Origin of the sequence: Kushneria phosphatilytica, assembly GCF_008247605.1 — a bacterium.
GTDB classification, from domain to species: Bacteria; Pseudomonadota; Gammaproteobacteria; order Pseudomonadales; family Halomonadaceae; genus Kushneria; species Kushneria phosphatilytica.
In genome coordinates, this window is sequence record NZ_CP043420.1 from 1,639,654 (window position 1) to 1,661,155 (window position 21,502).

18 protein-coding genes are annotated in these 21,502 nt (G+C 57.2%); 15 read left to right on the forward strand and 3 right to left on the reverse strand.

Translation table 11 applies throughout. The annotated features are described in order from the left end of the window. The first annotated feature begins 11 nt into the window (after positions 1-11). Complete coding sequence (locus FY550_RS07495) at positions 12-1,316, forward strand: tetratricopeptide repeat protein (protein WP_084387988.1); 1,305 nt, start codon at positions 12-14, stop codon at positions 1,314-1,316. A gap of 27 nt (positions 1,317-1,343) precedes the next feature. Here the strand turns inward: FY550_RS07495 and xthA are convergent, their stop codons facing one another. Both xthA and FY550_RS07505 read right to left on the reverse strand, forming a co-directional pair. Beyond that, positions 1,344-2,156 (reverse strand): exodeoxyribonuclease III, encoded by an 813-nt coding sequence (xthA, locus tag FY550_RS07500; RefSeq protein WP_070977359.1) that lies wholly within the window; start codon positions 2,154-2,156, stop codon positions 1,344-1,346. A 5-nt stretch (positions 2,157-2,161) separates the two neighbouring features. Further along, entirely contained in the window at positions 2,162-2,395 is a 234-nt protein-coding gene (locus tag FY550_RS07505) for a hypothetical protein (protein ID WP_070977360.1), read from the reverse strand. A gap of 1,205 nt (positions 2,396-3,600) precedes the next feature. Here FY550_RS07505 and FY550_RS07510 point away from each other — a divergent pair. Together FY550_RS07510 and dinG are read left to right on the forward strand one after the other, a co-directional pair. Beyond that, on the forward strand, positions 3,601-4,926 hold the full coding sequence (locus tag FY550_RS07510; protein ID WP_070977875.1) for a DEAD/DEAH box helicase: 1,326 nt from the start codon (positions 3,601-3,603) through the stop codon (positions 4,924-4,926). 31 nt (positions 4,927-4,957) lie between these two features. After that, positions 4,958-7,108 carry an ATP-dependent DNA helicase DinG gene (gene dinG, locus FY550_RS07515; RefSeq protein ID WP_070977361.1) on the forward strand — a complete coding sequence of 717 codons (2,151 nt, stop codon included), beginning with the start codon at positions 4,958-4,960 and terminating at the stop codon, positions 7,106-7,108. A gap of 61 nt (positions 7,109-7,169) precedes the next feature. Here dinG and FY550_RS07520 read toward each other — a convergent pair whose 3' ends face one another. Beyond that, positions 7,170-8,252, reverse strand: a complete 1,083-nt coding sequence (locus FY550_RS07520; RefSeq protein ID WP_070977362.1) for a 3-deoxy-7-phosphoheptulonate synthase — start codon at positions 8,250-8,252, stop codon at positions 7,170-7,172. 310 nt (positions 8,253-8,562) lie between these two features. Between FY550_RS07520 and rpoE the strand changes: the two genes are divergently transcribed. The 12 genes from rpoE (at position 8,563) to rlmD (ending at position 21,484) form a co-directional block, all read left to right on the forward strand. Then, on the forward strand, positions 8,563-9,168 hold the full coding sequence (gene rpoE / locus FY550_RS07525) for an RNA polymerase sigma factor RpoE (RefSeq protein WP_070977363.1): 606 nt from the start codon (positions 8,563-8,565) through the stop codon (positions 9,166-9,168). Between the two features lie 99 nt (positions 9,169-9,267). After that, complete coding sequence (locus FY550_RS07530) at positions 9,268-9,933, forward strand: sigma-E factor negative regulatory protein (RefSeq protein ID WP_070977364.1); 666 nt, start codon at positions 9,268-9,270, stop codon at positions 9,931-9,933. Then, positions 9,934-10,935, forward strand: a complete 1,002-nt coding sequence (locus tag FY550_RS07535) for a MucB/RseB C-terminal domain-containing protein (RefSeq protein WP_070977365.1) — start codon at positions 9,934-9,936, stop codon at positions 10,933-10,935. Positions 10,936-11,256: 321 nt separating this feature from the next. Then, positions 11,257-12,672 (forward strand): DegQ family serine endoprotease, encoded by a 1,416-nt coding sequence (locus tag FY550_RS07540; RefSeq protein ID WP_084388051.1) that lies wholly within the window; start codon positions 11,257-11,259, stop codon positions 12,670-12,672. A 252-nt stretch (positions 12,673-12,924) separates the two neighbouring features. Next, the gene (lepA, locus tag FY550_RS07545; RefSeq protein WP_070977877.1) at positions 12,925-14,742 is read left to right on the forward strand and encodes a translation elongation factor 4; all 1,818 of its coding nucleotides are present in this window, start codon (positions 12,925-12,927) and stop codon (positions 14,740-14,742) included. An 86-nt stretch (positions 14,743-14,828) separates the two neighbouring features. Continuing rightward, complete coding sequence (lepB, locus tag FY550_RS07550) at positions 14,829-15,644, forward strand: signal peptidase I (protein WP_070977878.1); 816 nt, start codon at positions 14,829-14,831, stop codon at positions 15,642-15,644. 65 nt (positions 15,645-15,709) lie between these two features. Beyond that, on the forward strand, positions 15,710-16,414 hold the full coding sequence (gene rnc / locus FY550_RS07555; protein WP_149054454.1) for a ribonuclease III: 705 nt from the start codon (positions 15,710-15,712) through the stop codon (positions 16,412-16,414). Continuing rightward, positions 16,411-17,343 (forward strand): GTPase Era, encoded by a 933-nt coding sequence (gene era, locus FY550_RS07560; RefSeq protein ID WP_070977366.1) that lies wholly within the window; start codon positions 16,411-16,413, stop codon positions 17,341-17,343. The genes rnc and era overlap by 4 nt, the downstream gene beginning before the upstream one ends. A 105-nt stretch (positions 17,344-17,448) precedes the next feature. Beyond that, entirely contained in the window at positions 17,449-18,159 is a 711-nt protein-coding gene (gene recO, locus FY550_RS07565; protein ID WP_070977367.1) for a DNA repair protein RecO, read from the forward strand. 93 nt (positions 18,160-18,252) lie between these two features. Beyond that, positions 18,253-19,050 (forward strand): pyridoxine 5'-phosphate synthase, encoded by a 798-nt coding sequence (pdxJ, locus tag FY550_RS07570; protein WP_070977368.1) that lies wholly within the window; start codon positions 18,253-18,255, stop codon positions 19,048-19,050. Between the two features lie 117 nt (positions 19,051-19,167). Beyond that, a complete protein-coding gene (gene cysM, locus FY550_RS07575) occupies positions 19,168-20,067 on the forward strand; it encodes a cysteine synthase CysM (protein ID WP_070977369.1) in 900 nt (299 codons plus the stop codon). Positions 20,068-20,071: 4 nt separating this feature from the next. Further along, positions 20,072-21,484 carry a 23S rRNA (uracil(1939)-C(5))-methyltransferase RlmD gene (rlmD, locus tag FY550_RS07580; RefSeq protein ID WP_070977879.1) on the forward strand — a complete coding sequence of 471 codons (1,413 nt, stop codon included), beginning with the start codon at positions 20,072-20,074 and terminating at the stop codon, positions 21,482-21,484. The last annotated feature ends 18 nt before the right edge of the window (positions 21,485-21,502 follow it).

The following is a 21,502-nucleotide window of genomic DNA, read 5'->3' on the forward strand; positions in this document are numbered from 1 at the left end:
GGGAGCAAGCCATGATGATCGAACCGGGATATCCATATCGACGGGATATTTGTAAAGGGCTGCGTCCACTGTTTTGTTCTGTCATGGCAGCATTGCTGCTGGTGTTGTCGGGGCTGGCTCAGGCTGATGGTCCGGCACTCTCACAATCTACTGTGGATCGTTTGCAACAACTGCAACAACAACTTTCTTCCGGTCAGACCGCCCGGGTGTTGAAAGAAAGCCGAGCAAGCGCCCGGGGATTAAGTCGTCAGGGTGCCGAGGGGTGGGCAAAGGCGCTCTATTTGCAATTGGCAGCCAGCGCTGCGCGTCGTGCAGAACAGCCGGGTGAGGCTGCCGAGCTGCTGTCGCAGGCTCGTGCCATTGAGGTGGCGCCCTATGCCAGCCGGCTCAAATGGCTGGAGCAGGAGGCCGCACTGCGTGCGCGGGCAGGAGAATTTGACGAGTCGGCGCGGCTTTATCATCGCTGGGCGAGCCAGGCTTCGTTACCAGCAAAAGCACTCTGGTCGGCGGCGCAAGTCGATGCCCACAGAGGGGCATGGAAAGAAGCCAGTGACTGGCTCGGGCAGGCGCGCAGTGCAACATCGGCATTGAATGATGAGCAGCGCCAGTTGGCCCTGACCATTTATCAGCATGCCGGGAATGATGCCGCCGCCGCTGCAATGATCGAATTACAACTCGATGGGCAGGATACCGATGCTGAAGACTGGCGACAGGCGGCGGCCCTCTATCAACGTAGTGGAGAGCCGGGGCGTGCCGCCGCCGTCTGGGAAGCTGGCTGGCAGCGCGGCTTGCTGAAAGGGTCTGATGATCTGCTACAGCGCATTCGACTGCACATGGCTGGCGGTACACCTGCTCGGGCAGGCGAGATCCTGGCCGCTGCATTGAAAGATGGCCGGCTCGAGAATACAGCGGCCAATCAGCGCCTGCTGGCACAGGCCTGGACTCAGGCGCGAGCAAGGGACAGGGCACTGGCCGCCTGGCAAGGGTTGGCTGAGCACACGGATTCGGCAGCCGCCTGGCAAGAGTTGGGCGAACTGGCCTATGGTTGGGGACGCTGGCAGCATACAGTAGAAGCGCTGACCCGGGCCCTGCAACGATCTGCTGATCATCCCGGTCGCCTCTGGTTGCTCAAGGGAGTTGCAGCATATGAGCTGGGAGATGCTCGCCAGGCACGGGAGGCTTTCCAGCAAGCTGCCCGGCATGAGGAAAGTAGCGATCAGGCTGAGAAATGGCTGAAAACCCTGGGAGAGAGCGACGATGGCCCATCGCTTGCAAAGCCTGAGGCATCAGCTGTAACCGATGCCCGAGGGGGGTAGAGCGGGCATCGGCAGGAGGCAGCGGTATCAGATATCGAGATCAACCCACACTGGGGCATGATCGGATGGTTTGGTCATGGCGCGTAGCTCGTAATCGATGCCGGCATTGCGTATCCGCTCTACCAGTGGCTGCGTGGTCAGAATGAGATCGATACGTAGCCCCCGTTTGGGATCGCGCTCAAACCCCTTTGAACGGTAATCAAACCAGCTGAAGCGATCGTCAACCTCGGGGTGACAGTGTCGATAGCTGTCGACCACTCCCCAGTCATGGATACGGTTCAGCCATTCGCGCTCCTCGGGTTGAAAACTTGTCTTGCCCTCGCGCAGCCAGCGACGCCGATTGCTTTCGCCAATGCCGATATCGCGGTCGCTGGGAGAAATATTGAAGTCGCCCATGATCACCATGGCTTCATCGCGCGGCGTATCCTCTTCGAGCAGTCGGGCAAGCTGCTGGTAAAAACGGCGTTTATGAGGATACTTGGTGGGATGGTGAATACTTTCCCCCTGTGGGAAATAACCATTCCAGATCGTTAGTGGCCCCTGCCTGGTTGCTAGGCGTGCACCGATCATGCGCCGCTGAGCGTCCTCACCATCGTCAGGGAATCCGTAGAAGACGGCTTCGGGCATGGAGCGGGTCAGCAGGGCGACGCCGTAATGGCCCTTCTGGCCATGGTAGTGAACGTGGTAGCCCAGCGCCTCGATCTCGGCAAGCGGGAATTCGCTATCCTGAACCTTGGTTTCCTGCAGTCCGATGACCTCGGGCGCATGCTGGTCAATCAGTGCCTGGAGCTGGTGGGGACGAGCGCGGACACCATTGATATTGAATGAAACCAGTCGCATGTTGTTCAGGACTCCCGATCCTGCTGGTCGTGAAGCGGCAGAGAAGCAGCTTCACGATTTTGCCGTTCCTGCTTGCGTGCTGCCTGAGTCTTGCGCTGTTGCTGCTTTTTTCTGGCAAAACGCTCGCCGGAGCGTACAGCATCGGGATTATCATGCCGCCACTTGCGGTAATCCTTGCGTCGCCCGGTACGAATCGTCACCTTGTCAGCGAGCGACCGGGTCTTCTTGCGTCTGGTCATGATCAACTCCTTTTTCGAGTGACGTGATTCTACCAGGAGGAACGTCTCGTGCGGAAATCACTGCGACATATCGGCCTGATGCAAAAGCGTCTCTCGTGATGACAACTGGCGCGAGGGCGGCCCGAGACTGGTACAATGCATCGGTTAGCGAGTCATGCGGCTGCAGCGGGCCTCTCCGGCAGGCCTTCCTTCAAGGCCCCTGGGCGGCATCGATGTCGTTGAGCACCGAGGTGCTCCGATATCTGTCGGCCTCCCGTTGAGAGTATCGCCCGCGAGCCGGCTTCAATACCTTAAAGGTGAAACGACGGCATATGAGCGAGTCGGACAAGAATACTCCCTCCCGTAGATCGCCGGCATCGGAAGAGCATCCGGCTGCCGACGATTGGAATCGGGAAGCTTCCGCGGCAACCCGCACGGATGAGAACGCCAGCCCAACATCGAACCCCGGGGAGGATTCAGGGGCGAGTGAACAGGTCGGGTCGAATACGCAGAGCGCTCAAACCAAAGAACCCGCTGAAACCGGTGCGTCGGCATCTGATTCCGCCAGTCGCTCTCCGGTGTCATCGAGCCGTGGCGAAGAAACGCCGGAGCAGGCTGCTTCTCCCTCTTCCGAGGCGGTATCAAAGCATGGTGACAAACAGAGTAGTCAGGACAAGTCCGCCGAGATGCCTGCTTCCGAATCGAAATCGCCTCAAAGCGAAGCATCGACGAAGAGCGAGCGCACGAATCCCGACGATCAGAAGCAGCCGGCCGATGCTGTCCAGCCCTCGGAAGTGAGCGATGCTCGTGCTACGGCAGACCATGAGACCGGCTCGGTCGGTTCGGGCGATGAAAACAGTGCGGCCGGCCAGCAGGATAACGGGGAGAGTGCCGGTGGTAATCGGCGCAACAGCAGCGCTCGTCGCTCGCGTGGCGGACAGCGCCAGCGTCGGCAGAATGGCAGTGGCAATGCGCGTGCGGTGCAGGAAGATGAGAGCGGCAAACGTGAGGAACAGACTGCCTCTTCTGCTGAAGACGGAGCTCCTTCCGATGACAACGCTTCGAAAGGAGAAAATGCGCCTTCTGGTGATAATGGCAAGGAAGCTTCTGACCGGAATCAGGCCTCCTCGCGTCAGCGTCGTTCCAACAAGGCAAAGCAGTCGCAGGGGAGCGAAAGCAGCCGGGATGATGTTGCGTCGAGTGAGCAGAGCGTCTCTGCCTCCAGTATGAGCAACGAGGGTAATGAACAGACAGGTAGCAGCGATTCGGAAGAAGGTACTCAGCGCAAGCCAAAACGTCGGCGTCGCAAGACCCGGCGGGGTGGCCGTGACAAGTCTCGCGGCAGTCAGGTGGATCTCTCCAGCTATCAGCCACCGGCGGTAGCTGGTCAGTGGCGTTTTCAGGATTTCGATCTGCCCGAGCCGCTGATGCGAGCCATCATCGATCAGGGGTTTGAGTACTGTACGCCGATCCAGGCAGAAGCGCTCAAGCAGACCCTGCTGGGTGGCGATGTGGTCGGCAAGGCACAAACCGGTACCGGCAAGACGGCTGCCTTTTTGATCTCGATTCTGGCCTATTTCCTGGAGGAAGAAGCGCCCGGACGCCAGAAGGCGGGGGCACCGAGAGCTCTGATCATTGCTCCGACCCGTGAACTGGCGCTGCAGATCGAAAAGGATGCCAAGGCTCTGATGCGTCACACTTCACTGAAGGTGGCCAGTGCCGTGGGAGGCATGGATTATCAGAAGCAGCGCCAGCGTCTGACCAAACCGCTGGATATTCTTGTGGCAACGCCGGGTCGATTGCTGGATTTTCATCAGAAGCGCGATGCTGATCTTTCCCAGGTCGAGGTGCTGGTGCTTGATGAAGCTGATCGTATGCTGTCGATGGGCTTTATCCCCGACGTCAAGCGCATCATTCGCGCTACGCCCCGTCCTGAAGAGCGTCAGACCTTCCTGTTCTCGGCGACATTTACCCGTGACATTCTCAATCTGGCCGCACAATGGACGCATGAGGCGGCTCATGTCGAGATTGCCGTGGATACCAGTGCAGCGCCCAATATTGATCAACGGGTTTATCTGGTCGGTGACAGTGAAAAGCTCGGTGTACTGACGCGGCTGATTCAGCGTGAGAAGCTTGAGCGGGTCATGGTATTTGCCAATCGGCGTGACCATGTACGTGATCTCGAGGCGCGGTTGCGAGAAGCCGGTATCAATGTGGCCATGCTCTCCGGTGATGTACCGCAGAAGCAACGGCTGAAAACACTGGAGCGTTTCCGCGAAGGTGAGGTGGCAGTACTGGTGGCCACGGATGTTGCCGGGCGTGGCATTCATATCAGCGATGTCAGTCATGTCATCAATTACACCCTGCCCGAGGACCCCGAAGATTATGTACATCGAATCGGTCGTACCGGACGTGCTGGTGCGCAGGGGACCTCGATCAGTTTCGTGGGTGAGGAAGATGCCTTTGCACTGCCTGAAATCGAGCGTTTCATAGATGACAAGCTGCCCTGTGAACAGCCGCCGTCCCATCTGCTTGATGAAGAACAGAAGTGATTTCCGGCGATACGGCCGGCGGGGAGCCTGAATGCTCGATACGGCCCTGAAGGATGAGATCCAGGAAGCTTACCGGAAAGTGCTGGAAGCACTGGAGCTCAGGCCGCGTTATGGGCAGCGTCTGATGATCGCCGAAATCGCTCGCACGCTGGGCGGTATTGAGCGTGACGACAGTGGGCAGCGAACCAGTGACGAGCATGTCTGCGTGCTGGAAGCGGGTACCGGTACCGGCAAGACACTGGCGTATCTGTTGGCCGCTTTGCCTGTCGCCCGAGCGCATGGCAAACGGCTGGTGGTTTCGACAGCCACTGTGGCGCTTCAGGAGCAGGTGCTGCACCAGGATCTGCCAATGGTGCGCAAGCACAGTGGCCTGACGTTTGACTATGCGCTGGCCAAGGGCCGTGGTCGCTATATGTGTCTGTCAAAGCTCGAGCAGGTATTGGATGGGGCCGAAACCAATCCGACCCTGTCGATGTTCGAGCAGCAACTTCAGTCGGATAGTGAAGCTCTGGGCGAGCTGGCCCATGAAATGGCCGATGCCTATGCCAGTGGTGAGTGGGCCGGTGATCGTGACAGCTGGCATGGCAGTATCGATGAGGGGCACTGGCGGTCGCTGACGACAGATCATCGGCAATGCACCAATCGTCGTTGTGGTCATTTCGGGGCCTGTGCCTTCTTTCGTGCTCGCCGTCGGCTCGATGAAGCTGATGTCATCGTGGCCAACCATGATCTGGTGCTTTCCGATCTTTCCCTGGGGGGCGGTATGGTATTGCCGCCGCCGAAGGATTGTATCTATATCTTTGATGAGGGGCATCATCTGCCCGATAAGGCCCTTGAGCACTTCTATCATCGATTGGGCGTCAATGCGGCGCTACGCTGGCTTGGCCAGCTGAAGAAATCGCTGAATGAACTGACCACGGGGCTGAGCAGCCAGCCGACAGTGGCCCGTCTGCTGGGGGAGTTTCCCGAGCTGATTGCCACGCTGGAGTCAAAGCTGGGGGAAGCGGCCCGGTTGGCACAACAATATGCTGATGGGCTGCCGGCCAGCGAACAGGAGAGTATTCATCACCGCTTTCCACTGGGGGTAGTGCCCGAAGCACTGTTGAGTGTTGCAGAGCAACTGGTGACGCCCTTTGCCGAGTTGTCTCGCCATCTGGAGAGCATCAGCAATATTCTGCGTGAAAGTCTTGATCCCGAGAAGACGACAGGTCTTGATCGTGAGCAGGCCGAGCAATGGCTGCCGCTGGTGGCACTTCTACACGGTCGGTCACTGGAAGCCTCCGAGCTCTGGACTGCCTTTACCAGTGATGAACGCAGTGACAATGATCCGCCTCAGGCGCGTTGGCTCTCCTTTCAGCAACGTGGCCCTCAGGAAGGCGAGATCATGTTTTCGGCCAGCCCTGTCAGTGCTGCCCAGACGCTGGCACGCTATCTCTGGGGAAGCTGCTATGGTGCTGTGTTGACCTCGGCAACCCTGACCGCACTGGGCCGCTTCGATCGGATACAGGAGCGGGCCGGTCTGGCCAATCGCTATCGCTACCAGGCGCTGCCCAGTCCTTTCGATTACTCGCGTGCCAGGTTATCGGTACCGCTGGCCGCGGTTGACCCTGCGGATCGTGAGCGACATGAGCGCGCCATTATCGATTTTGTGGCCGAACAGGCTGCAGATGAAGCAGCGCTGGTTTTGTTTTCCTCTCGACGACAGTTGCGAGCCGTGGCAGAAGCCTTGCCCGAGGCGGTCGGGGCCCGCGTGCTCTCTCAGGATCGACTGCCGCGGCACGAGTTGCTTAAACAGCATCGCACGCGCGTGGATGCCGGGCAGGGCAGTATTATCTTCGGTCTGGCAAGTTTTGCCGAAGGTATTGATTTGCCGGGAGAGTACCTGACCCACGTCATTATTACCCGACTGCCGTTTTCAGTGCCGGATGATCCGGTAGGTGCGACACTGGCGGAATGGATCGAATCGCGAGGAGGCAACCCCTTCATGCGTATTTCGGTACCGGATGCCTCGATTCGTTTGGTTCAGGCGTGTGGTCGTCTGATACGAAAGGAGATTGATTCGGGAAGAATCACGCTACTGGATCGGCGGGTGCTGACACGCCGTTATGGCAAGGCGTTACTGGATTCCTTGCCGCCCTTTGAACGCGATATCGAAATCGCGTCCAAAAGCGTTTCTGCCTGAAAAAGCGTGGTGTTGCTCCGGCATGAGGTATGTTCCTTCATGCCGAAGCCCGGTCTTCTGATTACTGTTGCTCGCTCGATCGCTTCCTGAGCGTTTCCACCAGCTTGTCACTCATATCTGTCAGAATGCGTTCGGTCGTTGGCCAGTCGATGCAGGCATCCGTGATCGAGACACCATACTCGAGCTCGGATGGATCTGCGGGCAACTTCTGGGCGCCCCAGTTGATATGCGATTCCAGCATTATTCCTATGATCGAGTGATTGCCCTCGAGGATTTGCTGAGTGATGTTGTCCAGCACCAGCGGTTGCAGTGCGGGATCCTTGTTGGAGTTGGCATGAGAGCAATCGACCATCAGATTGGGCCGTAGTCCGGCCTTTTCCAGTTCCTGTTCGGCCAGCGCGATGCTGACGCTATCGTAATTGGGCTTGCCGTTGCCACCGCGCAGTACGACATGTCCCCAGGGATTGCCGCGAGTTCGGATAATAGAGACCTGGCCCTGTTGGTTGATTCCCAGGAAATTATGGGGGTGGGCCACTGATTTCAATGCATTGACTGCTACGTCGAGACTGCCATCGGTGCCGTTCTTGAAGCCGACTGGACCCGAGAGTCCCGAGGCCATCTCGCGATGCGTCTGTGATTCAGTGGTACGAGCGCCAATCGCCGACCAGCTGATGCAATCCTGAAGATACTGCGGCGAAATCGGATCCAGTGCTTCGGTAGCCAGTGGCAGTCCCATTTCGCAGAGTTCCACCAGTAGACCGCGTGCGATATGCAGTCCTTCCTCGATGGCAAACGAGTCATTGAGATGCGGATCGTTGATCAATCCTTTCCAGCCGGTCGTGGTGCGGGGCTTCTCGAAATAGACCCGCATGACAATGAACAGGCTGTCACTGACCCGGTCGGCAAGTGCCTTCAGACGTTTGCCATAATCCCGAGCCGCATCCACATCATGAATCGAACAGGGGCCAATGACCACCAGCAGCCGTGGGTCCCGGCCATCGAGAATACGCGCAATGGTTTCGCGACTGTCAATGACGGTGTTTTCCGCAGATTCGCTGAGTGGGATGTCACGCTTGAGTGCATCAGGCGTGATCAGCACATCCTGAGCAGTGACGTTCAGGTTGTTGATTCTCTGTTCGGACATGATGGACCTGTACGATGAGTGCCGGGCGGGTTTTGGGCGAGTCAATCCGTATCGCCACCGGGAGCTGGACGGTTACAGGGTAATGTTAACATGGAACTTTGATTCGCCAACGCAGTCACATGAGATCTCTTGGGCCGGTTTCGCTTGATGGAGCGAAAATAAAGGGGAACACTGTTAATAGATGATGACGACCCGGGTGCCAGGTTAACGCCATGATAGCAATACGACTGTCCCATTCGACGGGAACCCACATGTTACTGTCCGGGTCGAAGTGCCCAGCTCACCGGACTCTCCAGCCGGGGGGGAACGGATGGGCGTGAGGGAAACCGATGCACAGCTGGTAGATCGAGCTCAGAAAGGGGATTCACGAGCCTTCGATCTGCTCGTCAAGAAATATCAGCACAAAATCATTGGTCTGATTGGCCGCTACGTGCACGATCAGGCCGAAGTTTACGATGTGGCCCAGGAAGCCTTCATCAAGGCCTATCGGGCATTGCCACGTTTTCGTAATGAAAGTGCGTTTTATACGTGGATATATCGAATCGCCATCAATACGGCCAAGAATCATCTGGTTGCTCGCGGACGACGTCCGCCGGGTAATGATCTGGACATCAGCGATGCTGAACTTGTGGATACCAGTGGTCGTCTCTCCGATATTGATACTCCGGAGGCTGCCATTGCCCGTGATCAGCTGGAGGCCGTGGTATTCGAAGCGATTAATAATCTGCCGGAAGATCTTCGCACTGCAATTACGCTGCGTGAATTTGATGGGCTGGCCTATGAAGATATTGCTCAGATCATGCAGTGTCCGGTAGGCACTGTGCGCTCACGTATCTTTCGGGCCAGAGAAGCAGTGGATAACCGTATTCGTCCACTGCTGTATCCGGAACAGGCGGATAATGTGGTGCATGAGTAGTTGGCCAGGTCGAATACACACAGTGACTAAACTTGTCGGCGTTTTCGGTGTCAATGAATGTAGTGGCAAATCGATCACGCCGAGTGTGAGGGTTTTGGGATGAATCAGAAGGTACGGGAATCACTGTCCGCGCTGATGGATGGCGAGAGTGATGAACTCGAACTGCGGCGGGTGTTGAAATCCCTTGATGCCGCGCCCGAGGAAGCCGATACCTGGCGTCGTTATCACCTGGTGCGCAGTGCCATCGGTCGTGAGCGCGATATCGATGTGAGCGTCGATATCTCGGCAGCGGTGGCAGCGCGGATCAGCGAGGAAACGTCGTCGGCAGGCGATGACTCCGAAAGCGCTCCCGGGCGACGGTCGACCCCGTTTTCATTCGTGGGCAGCGCTGCCATTGCTGCAGCTGTCAGCCTGATGGTCATTACCGGGGTGCAGGTCTATCGGGGTGGCCAAAGCAGTGAGTCGGGCATGTCAGAGCTGGCTACTCAGGGTGAATCCCGGGACTGGTCGGCCTCGCGTGCTGGTAACAATGTCGAGCCGGCGGCAATGAATCGTTCCGCGCAAGGCGGTGCCATGACAGTAGGGGCAACACCTGCCTGGCTCATGGCTTCCGATCAGGCACGGCCACAGGATGAGCGTGCTCAGGCGAAGATTCTGCAGAGCTATCTGAATCGCCATGTAGAGCAGGCCGGATATCACGTTAGCAATAGCTGGATGCCGGTGGTACAACCTGCCGACGGTAACCGTGCCACGAGTCAGCCCTGAATGCGTCGCTGGTTTGGTGCTTCGTTGCTTGGTGCTTTGCTTTCCGGGCTGCCATTGGCAGTCCTGGCGGGCGAAAGCATTGATTGTGGTGCTCTGAAGGATCAACCTCGCCCCCGACAAGCGAGTCAGTGGTTTGCCAATAGTATAGTGGCAGGACGCTGTTATGAATTTCGGGCGCGTGCCATGCGTATTGGGCCCGGTGGTATTCGTACGGTCGAGATAGAACATCGGGTTGATCATCAGGGGGAACAGGAAACCACACGCTTTCTGGATGGCCCGCATCCTGATACTCGTCGCAATCTTCACCTCGATCGATACTGGCAGGTCGCTTCCGAGGCACTGGATCGGGCCAATGGGAAGAAGAGTGATGCTGTCGCTGCGATGCAGCAACACTACCGATTTCGCACTATTGGACACGATCGGATCGCGGATCGTGAAACAGTAGTCATTGACATCATTCCACGTGATGGATTGCGTTTCGGCCATCGTATCTGGCTGGATCAGGCCACCAGTCTGCTACTGAAGCAGCAACTCTTTGGTCAGCATGGAGAGCCGTTGGAAGTGGTGCAAATGGCCAGTCTGAATGATGTCAGTCTATTCAGCGGTCAGGTCCCTCTGCCCGGATACCATCCGTTGCCTGAAAAAAGCTGGTCACCGCAATGGATCCCACCAGGCTTCTATCCGCAGCCGGTCGATAGTGAAGTTACTGTTGACGGCATTACCATGCATCGACAGCTCTATAGTGATGGTCTCTCCACACTGAGCGTCTTTCTCGGCCCCATCAATCAGTCCGTTTCGCTACGTGAAGGTGTTCATCAACTGGGTAATTTTCGTGCTGCCTCCCGGCATCTGACCCATGACCAACAGACCTGGCAACTGGTCGCAGTAGGTGAAGTTCCCACCGAAGTCCTCACGCATACCGTAGCGGGTATCGACTGGTCCCCCGATCCGGCTCGGGCTGCCCGGGCCGCTTCTGCCTCGGCTTCTGATACCTCTCCCTGATCCGCCTTGCTCCTGCATGATTGTTTACAGGTCCGGCGCCAGACGATTTCAATGGTGGCTGATATTCTCGAGTCATCGGAATTGTAACCAGCTGTGAACCAATTGACCCGACAGGCGTCAATAGGATGAGTGCAGCTGTCGAATCATGCTCCCGCGGGCATTCATTCGACAGGGCACCTGTTTGAACAGTTTGGATATGAATGATCCTTTCAGCGCTCAGGAGCCTGATCGATGATGTATCGACTAACATTGTCCCGTGTGCCTGCCTCTGTCAGCTCCGGGGTCGCTCTGCGGCAACTGTATTACTGGTTGGCAGCCTGCATGTTACTGCTGGCTATCCCGGGGTTGGCAACGCCAGCCCATGCGGCTGACGATACCGCCCTTCGCAAGGGATTACCGGATTTCACCAGTCTGGTGAAACAGGCTGCACCTGCAGTCGTCAATATTTCCACGACCCGCGAGATCAGTAATGGCGGCATGGGTCCTGATGCCCAACTGCCGGAAATCTTCCGCCATTTTTTCGGTGACCAGATGCCTCCGGGATTTGATCAGGGGCAGAATGGCCGTGGTAGCGAAGAACTGCATTCACTGGGTTCCGGCTTCATCATCAGTCATGATGGTTATATTCTGACCAATGCGCATGTGGTTGATGATGCTGATCAGATCAAGGTACGGCTCAATGATCGGCGTGAACTTGATGCCAAACTGATCGGCAAGGACAAGAAAACCGATATCGCGTTGTTGAAGGTCGATGCCAATGACCTGCCGACATTGAATATCGGTGATTCCGATTCACTTCAAACCGGAGAGTGGGTAGCGGCCATCGGATCTCCATTCGGGTTCGATCATTCGGTGACGGCCGGGATCGTCAGCGCCATCAATCGCACGCTACCCAGTGAGACCTATGTCCCGTTCATTCAGACTGATGTTGCCATCAACCCGGGCAACTCCGGCGGGCCGCTGTTCAATCTCGATGGCAAGGTGGTTGGCATCAATTCGCAGATCTTCACTCGAAGCGGTGGCTTCATGGGAGTGTCATTCGCCATTCCAATCAATGTCGCCATGAACGTTGCTGATCAGCTCAAGAAAAACGGTCATGTCAGTCGTGGCTGGCTGGGTGTGGTCATCCAGCCTGTGTCGCGTGATCTGGCGGACTCCTTTGGACTGGATGAGGCGCGTGGCGCGCTGATCGCTCAGGTTGCGCCTGATAGCCCTGCAGCAAAGGCAGGTCTGCAGTCCGGTGATATTATTCTCTCGGCCGAAGGCAAGGATATTTCGAGCTCTGATGTTCTGCCGCGGATCATTGGCAAGGTTTCACCCGGCGATACGGTTGATCTCAAGCTGTTGCGCAACGGTGATCAGCAAAGCGTCACCGTCAAGGTCGGTAATTGGCCTGATGAAGATGACAGTGGTGATGTTGATAGCGGCCAGCACAATAATCAGCCCAGCATGGGGCTGGCAGTTTCCAACCTCAATGCGGATCAGCTAGGACAGCTGGAGGTGGATCACGGCGTGCTGGTACAGCAGGTTGACTCTCGCGGTGCAGCTGCCAGAGCCGGCATTCAGCGTGGTGATGTGATTGTTGAGGTCAATCGCCAGGAGATTGATTCGGTCTCGAAACTGCGCGATGTCGTTGAGAAGCTGCCAAAAGACAAGGCGGTACCAGTGCGTATTTCGAGAAATGGCACACCGTTGTTCGTGGCTCTGCGCCTGCAGGCCGAACAGAACAACAAGTAACGCTGGATGACCGATGGTGGCCTGTCCATCACTGGATGGGGGCGCGTCAATGCCAGGGCCGGTATCCGCACAGCGGATACCGGCCCTGAATATATGCAAGTGATGACAATTGTCTCGTTCCGCTGCCTGGTAATCGACATAGATGGTCGCTGAGCGTCTTAATCGATACAATGCCGTCCAATCATGTCAGCCTGGCTGACCTATCCTGCAGAACGTGTACCCATGCATGTACACAAAGGCGCAATAGACTACATGGCAAATGACGCAAGTGACGGAAAATTAAAGCACATTCGCAACTTTTCGATCATTGCCCACATTGATCACGGCAAGTCGACGCTGGCTGACCGCATTATTCAGATCTGTGGTGGCCTGAGTGAGCGCGAGATCAAGGAACAAGTGCTGGATTCGATGGATCTCGAGCGCGAGCGCGGAATTACCATCAAGGCCCAGTCGGTGACACTGGATTACACCGCCGAGGATGGTAGCGTCTACCAGCTCAACTTCATCGACACGCCCGGCCACGTCGATTTTTCCTATGAAGTGTCGCGTTCGCTTTATGCCTGCGAAGGTGCGCTGCTGGTAGTCGATGCCGGACAGGGGGTTGAAGCCCAGTCGGTGGCTAACTGCTATACCGCCATTGAGCAGAATCTGGAGGTCCTGCCGGTACTCAACAAGATCGACCTGCCGCAGGCTGATCCGGAGCGAGTGGCCCATGAAATCGAAGAGATCATCGGCCTGGAAGCCACCAATGCCTGTCAGGTGTCGGCCAAGAGTGGCCTGGGCATGGAAGCACTGCTTGAGCGGCTGATCACCGATATTCCGGCTCCGAAGGGTGATCCTGATGCGCCAGTTCAGGCACTGATCATCGATTCCTGGTTTGACAACTATCAGGGCGTGGTATCGCTGGTGCGCCTGTTCGATGGCACCCTGAAAAAGGGCGACAGGATTCTCATGAAATCAACTGGCGGTGAGTGGGAAATTACCGATATCGGTATTTTTACACCACGTCAGAAAAGCACCGGACAATTGCGAGCCGGTGAGGTCGGGTTTGTGATCGCCGGCATCAAGGACATCCATGGTGCTCCGGTGGGGGACACCATTACGCATGCCAAAACGCCTCAGGTAGAGCGTCTCCCCGGCTTTCAAAAGGTCAAGCCGCAGGTCTATGCCGGCATGTTCCCGATCAGCTCCGATGATTACGAGGAGTTCCGTGATGCCCTGGAAAAGCTGGCGCTCAATGATGCGTCGCTGGACTACATTCCGGAGAACTCCGATGCGCTTGGCTTCGGCTTTCGTGTCGGCTTTCTTGGCACGCTCCACATGGAGATCATTCAGGAGCGTCTCGAGCGTGAATACAATCTTGATCTGCTGACCACTGCGCCCACTGTAATCTATGAGTTGCTCATGGAAGACGGTGAGATGGTATATGTTTCAAACCCCTCCAAATTGCCCGATATGGGCTCGGTCAGCGAGATTCGTGAACCGATCGTGCGGGCCAGCATCCTGGTGCCCCAGGAGTTTGTCGGTAATGTCATCAACGAGTGTGTGACAAGACGTGGTGTTCAGCTTGACATGCAGGTGCTGGGTAACCAGATGCAGCTGACCTATGAGTTGCCGATGAGTGAAGTGGTAATGGATTTCTTCGATCGCTTGAAATCGATTTCCAAAGGCTATGCTTCGCTGGAATACAACTTCGAGCGCTTTGAAGCCGCGAAGCTGGCACGCCTGGATGTACTGATCAATGGGGACCGGGTCGATGCTCTGGCCACGATCGTACATCGTGATCAGGCGCACTCCCGTGGGCGTATTCTGGTCGAAAAAATGCAGGAGATGGTGCCTCGGCAGATGTTCGATGTCGCCATTCAGGCTGCTCTTGGAGGCCACATCGTGGCTCGCTCGACGGTCAAGGCGCTCCGCAAGAATGTGACTGCCAAATGTTATGGCGGCGATGTCTCGCGTAAACGCAAGCTGCTTGATCGACAGAAACAGGGCAAGAAACGCATGAAACAGGTCGGCCGGGTAGAAATCCCTCAGGATGCCTTCCTTGCAGTGCTCAAGGTCAATGATTGAGAGACGCGCAGCGGCATGATGTTGATGCCGCTGCCGCGATAATGCGCCTGGAGCTGCAGACTCCGGACAGGAAACAGGAAGCCATGATGGATTTCACCCTTTTGCTCGTGCTTGCCGTGGCCGTAACCGGTCTGATCTGGTTACTGGACCTGGTGTGGTTGCGGCGACACCGTACAGCGACCAGCCCGGCAGCCGATCATGCTGCCAGCGAATCTGCAGCGGGAACTGTCGGACGGCGGCGACGTGTCAGGGCGCATCGTGATCCATGGTATGTGGATTACGCACGCTCCTTCTTTCCGGTACTGCTGGTCGTCCTGATTCTGCGCTCCTTCGTGATCGAGCCCTTTCAGATTCCATCGGGATCAATGCGACCGACGCTGAAAGTGGGCGATTTCATTGTGGTCAGCAAATTCGCCTATGGCCTGCGTCTGCCGGTCATTCATACGAAGATTCTTGACGTTGGCGAACCCCAGCGTGGCGATATCATGGTGTTTCGTTTTCCGCAGGATCCGGATGTTGATTTCATCAAGCGGGTCATCGGCGTGCCCGGTGATCATATCCGCTATGAAAACAAGCAGCTCTACGTTAATGGCAAGCCTGTACCCAAGGAGTTGCTCAATGATGCGCCGGCCGCCAATCCCGATGAAAATCTGCTGCAGGAACACCTGTCCGGCCATGATCACCAGATTTATAACAACCCCAATGATCCCGGCCCGCAAATGCGCGAAATTACAGTACCACCGGGTCACTATTTCATGATGGGGGACAACCGGGATCATTCGAATGACAGCCGCTACTGGGGCTTCGTACCGGAGCGGGATATAGTTGGCAAGGCCTTTGCCGTCTGGATGCACTGGAAGGGCGGGTTGCCCGATTTTACCCAGGCGCGTCTGTTGCACTGAAACAAGATGGCACAACGTTTAGCGAGAACATTAATGAGCAGCATGAACCTGACGCGGAGGAAGCGGTGAGCAGCTCATTCGATGATCTGAGCCGCCGACTCGGCTATTCATTCAATAAGCCCGATTGGCTCGAACTGGCGCTGACACATCGCAGCTTCGGTGGTCAGAACAACGAGCGATTGGAGTTTCTGGGTGATTCGATTGTCAACTTCGTAGTGGCCGAAGCGCTGTTTGCGCGCTTTCCTCAGGCTCGTGAAGGACAGCTTTCGAGATTGCGAGCGCGTCTGGTCAAGGGGCAGACGCTGGCCGAGCTGGCCCGCGAGTTTCAGCTCGGAACAGCGCTCAGGCTTGGATCCGGTGAAATGAAAAGTGGTGGTCATCGGCGCGAGTCGATTCTTGCCGATGCAATGGAAGCCGTGATCGGAGCGATCTATCTGGACAGTGACATGGATACGGTACGTCATCGGGTACTGTCCTGGTATGAGCACCGTCTGGAAGATCTGAACCTGCAGGATAACCAGAAGGACCCCAAAACGAGATTGCAGGAATTTCTGCAGTCACGGCAGATGGCGCTACCGCAATATGAAGTACTGGAAATAGAAGGGGAGGCGCATGCCCAGACCTTTCAGGTCAGCTGTCACGTCAGCGCTCTGGAGGGTGTCACCACGGGCAGCGGTTCCAGTCGACGTCATGCCGAACAACAGGCAGCTGAACGGGCTCTGGCGCGTCTTGAACCTGGCCACCGCTCAACCGGGGGAGAAGGCTCATGAGTGAAGACGAGATCGGGATCGATACCACGGATAGTACAAACTGTGGCTTTGTAGCGATCGTTGGTCGGCCCAATGTCGGCAAATCGACCCTGATGAACCGTATTCTGGGACAGAAGCTTTCAATCACTTCGCGACGTCCACAGACCACTCGGCACCAGATCATGGGGGTCAAAACGGTGGCGGGTATTCAGACCATCTATGTCGATACCCCTGGCATGCATCAGATGCAGCGCGACCGTAACCGTGCCATCAATCAGTTCATGAACCAGGCGGCTGCCCAGGCACTGCGTGATGTCGACTGTGTAGTCTTTATCATCGACCGGGATCGCTGGACGGATGAAGATGATATCGTGCTTGAGCGCCTGGCCAGTGTATCAGCGCCGGTGATTGCGGTCGTGAACAAGGTCGATCGGATGAAGGACAAATCAGCGCTGCTGCCCTGGCTGTCATCGCTGTCGCAGAAGCGTGAGTTTGCTGCCATTCTCCCGGTATCGGCACGCCACGGTACTCAGGTCGAGGAGCTCGAGGCAGAGGTGACACGGCATCTGCCGTCCAATGTTCACTTCTTTCCCGAAGATCAGGTGACCAATCGTAGCGAGCGTTTTCTGGCAGCAGAGCTGGTGCGCGAGAAAGTCATGCGTCAGCTGGGTGATGAGCTTCCCTATCAGATGACCGTGGAAATCGAGCAGTTCAGTGATGAAGGGTCGATCATTCACATTCATGCCCTGTTATTAGTGGAACGGGCGGGGCAGAAGAAAATTCTGATCGGTGAAAATGGTCAGCGTCTTAAAAAGATCGGTAGTGAAGCACGCATCGATATGGAGCGTGCCTTCGATAGCAAGGTCATGCTGAAGCTATGGGTCAAGGTTCGCAGCGGCTGGTCGGATGATGCGCGTGCGCTGAAAAGCCTGGGTTACGACCTGGACTGATCGCAGGAAACGTCCGCAATTTGTTCCATCCGCAAATGAATAGCCCACTCGGAGCCAGCCATCCCGGTTATCGGGTTGCCCGGGATATAAATGCGGAGCCTTGTCATGCAGCCCCAGCCGACCTATCTGTTACATCGCAGGCCCTACCGGGAAACCAGCGCTCTGGTTGATCTGATCAGTGCCGAATACGGCCGTGTTCGAGCCGTGGCACGTGGCGTCATGCGGCCTGGCAGCAAGGCGCGCCATCGGCTTCAGCCGTTTTCGCCACTTCATCTGACCTGGACGGGCAATGGTGAGCTCAAGACATTGCGCCTGATCGAGTCAGGAGGGCCGGGGGCGATGCTGGCTGGTGAAGGACTGTTGTGCGGTTTTTATGCCAATGAGCTGCTGACCCGCTGTCTGCCGCTGGAGTTGCCGGCACAGCGGGTTTTCATCTTTTATGCTTCATTGCTTGAAGCGCTACCGGTACCTTCACGACGAGCAGCAGTATTACGGCGTTTCGAGATCACTCTACTCGAGAGCCTGGATGCCGACCCGGTATTCCTCACTGAAACGGATACGCCGCTCGATGCCTCGACGCGCTATGTTTACCAGGCGCACTGGCGTCGCTTTCGACCTGCCCATGCAGAAGAGCCAGGGCTGGATGGACGCGCTCTGCTATGGCTTGCGCGCGATGACTGGGAAGCTCCCGGTCTGGCGGGTGTTGCACGTTCACTGACTCGTGCTGCACTGGCGCCTTTGCTGGGTGATCGTCCGCTGCGATCCCGCGAGCTGATGCAGGATCTGCTTCTGCGTCGCCGCCAGCGTCAAACGTGATAACCGCTCGGCATCTTTCTGCCTCGGGCTGGGCGTCAATCTGTGGGTTACCTCGCATTCTTCATTTCCTGAAAGCGGTTCAAGGAGTTTTACATGCATCCGCCACGTATCCAGCTGGGCGTCAATATCGATCATGTGGCTACCCTGCGCCAGGCGCGCGGTACGCGTTTCCCCGATCCCATTCAGGCAGCATTGCTGGCCGAAGAGGCCGGAGCCGACGGGATTACCCTGCATCTGCGTGAAGACCGAAGGCATATTCAGGATCGTGATGTCGAGTTGATGTGCCAGGTACTCAATACCCGCATGAATCTCGAGATGGCGGTAACCGAAGAGATGTTGGCGTTGGCCGAGCGTATCAGACCTGCACATATCTGCCTGGTGCCGGAAAAACGGGCCGAGCTGACCACTGAAGGTGGGCTTGACGTGGCTGGTGATCGTGACCGGATTGGTGAAGCGTGCCGGCGGCTGGCGGCAGCTGGCTGTGAAGTCTCCCTGTTCATCGACCCGGATCCTGAACAGATTCGTGTGGCGCATCAGTTGGGAGCCCCGACCGTTGAGCTGCATACCGGTGAATACGCCGAGGCCAGCGGTAGGGACGCCCGGGTAGCCCATGCCCGGGTAGCTGCTGCAGCCGAGCTGGCTGCAGAGCTTGGGCTGATCGTCAATGCCGGGCATGGTCTGCACTATCACAACGTCGAGGCGATCGCGGCCATCGGTGGTATCAATGAGCTTAATATTGGCCACTCGATCATCGCCCGATCACTATTCGTGGGCCTCAAGGAAGCTGTCGTGGAAATGAAGCGATTGATCATTTCCGGGCAGGAGGCCGGGCTGGTACAGGCAATTGAAGCGCACGAACATGATCATGACGCGGACCATCCTGATCACTGAGAGGGTCGCGTCGCCCCTGACGCACCCGGGGTGGGCGGGTATACTGACAGACACCGCTCAGGCACGGCCTGAAGCAGGGATCATGGACGCCAGGCAGATGTGGGACAGGAGAAGGTAATGGTCTATCCGACCCTCGAGCAGACAGTGGGCAATACCCCTCTGGTTCAGCTCAAGCGGATCACCGCTGGTCGCAACAACGTACTGCTGGCCAAGCTGGAAGGTAACAATCCCGCCGGGTCGGTCAAGGACAGGCCGGCACTGTCGATGCTGGCGCATGCCGAAGCTCGAGGAGAAATCGAGCCCGGCGATACACTGATCGAGGCGACTTCCGGAAATACGGGAATTGCGCTGGCGATGGCCGCTGCCATCAAGGGATACCGCATGATGCTGATCATGCCGGAAACCGCCAGCGCCGAACGCAAGCAGGCCATGGCTGCCTATGGGGCAGAGCTGATCGAAGTGACCGGTGAAGAGGGCATGGAAGGTGCTCGTGATCTCGCCCAACGCATGATTGCCGAAGGGCGAGGCAAGCCCCTGGATCAGTTCGCCAACCAGGATAATCCGCTTGCACATTACGAAACCACGGGGCCGGAACTATGGCGCCAGACCGAAGGTGCCATCACCCACTTTGTCAGTTCGATGGGCACGACCGGCACCATCATGGGGGTATCGCGTTATCTGAAAGAGTGTAACGAAACGGTGCAGATCATCGGTTTACAACCCGAAGACGGCGCAAGGATTGCCGGTATACGCCGCTGGCCCGAAGCCTATCGTCCCTCGATCTTCGATGAAGCTCGTGTGGATCGCGTGCTGGATATCGGTCAACAGGAAGCGGAAGAGCAAATGCGTCGCCTGGCGCGTGAGGAAGGCATTCTGGCCGGCGTTTCTTCCGGGGGCGCACTGGCAGGGGCCTTGCGTATTGCCGAGGAGGTCGAAAACGCCGTGATTGCCTTTATTGTTTGTGATCGGGGGGACCGCTACCTCTCCACCGGTCTCTATGCGCCTGAGCGGTCCTGACATCATGGCGAAACTGGGAGTACGTCGACCCGTTGCCGAGCGGCAGAAACGTCGGCGTGGCAAGAATGCCGGAGAATGCCGCCGGCAGGAAGAAGACGGACTGCTGACGATTGAACGTCAGGCCCATGATGGTCGCGGTGTCACCCGCAACGCGCACGGTAAAACAGTATTCGTTGAACGTGCGTTACCGGGGGAGCGGCTGATCCCGGCCGTGCATGCTGAACATCGTCGTTATGACGAAGCTCATGTACGTGAGTTACTGGCAACGGCTCCCGAGCGTGTGACCCCTCATTGCAGACATTTTGGTCAGTGTGGTGGCTGTGATCTCCAGCATCAGGCGCTGAGTGCCCAGCAGGCCCACCGTCAGGCGGTACTGGTCGAACAGTTCGCTCATCATGATTTGACACTGCCGGATGTGGAGCTGATCAGTTGCGATGATGATCGATCCGGTTACGGCTACCGGCGCCGTGCTCGTCTGGGTGTCCGAGTAGATCATGAAGCAGCGCTTTATTTCGGGTTTCGTCGCCGTGGCCAGGACATGCTTTTCAACATTGAGCAGTGTCCGATTCTGGTACCCCGACTGGAAGCACTGCTGTTGCCTCTGCGACGTCATCTCGACCAGCTCGAGGCGCCGCGCCGAGTGGGGCATGTTGAGTTGTTGCAACTCGACGATCAGTGCTGTCTGAGTATTCGCCAGCTGCGTGAAGTACCCGGTGATATTGAGCGCTGGCGTCGCTTTGCCGCAGAGCACCAGCTGGCACTGGTGATGAATATCGGGCGGGATGACATGACCAGTCACCGGTTGGATAACGGAGCGCCATTGCAACAGACGCTGGAGGTTGGCCAAAAGCGCGAGAAGGTGACGCTTGAGCTTTCTCCTGGCGACTTCCTGCAGGCCAATGCAGCGGTCAACCAGGCATTGGTGGATACAGTGCTCGACTGGAGTGCCGTGACAGCCGAAGAGTTGGTATTTGATCTTTTCGCGGGTATCGGCAATTTCAGTCTGCCACTGGCCGCGGCCGGAGCATGCGTTACTGCCGTGGAGGGGCGAGCTTCCATGGTGGAAAGCCTTCGTCGTAACGCCGAGCTGAATGGGCTGTCACAACAATTGACGGCCACGCGCGCCGATCTGGGGGAGCCACAGGTACTGAAGGACGAGTCGTTGAGTAAGGCCGGGCTGGTGGTGCTTGATCCACCTCGTCACGGGGCACGGTCGATTGTTTCGCGACTGGCGGTGGCTCGTCCCGAGCGTGTGATTTACGTCTCCTGCGATCCAGCCACACTGGCGCGCGATGTACGGACGCTGGTCGATGGTGGTTATCGGATTGAGCGGGCAGCCGTCGTGGACATGTTTCCACAAACCGCTCATCAGGAAAGTGTACTGCTGCTCAGGCGAACGGACCGGACAGCAATATAACGAGGCTGGCAATTCGGG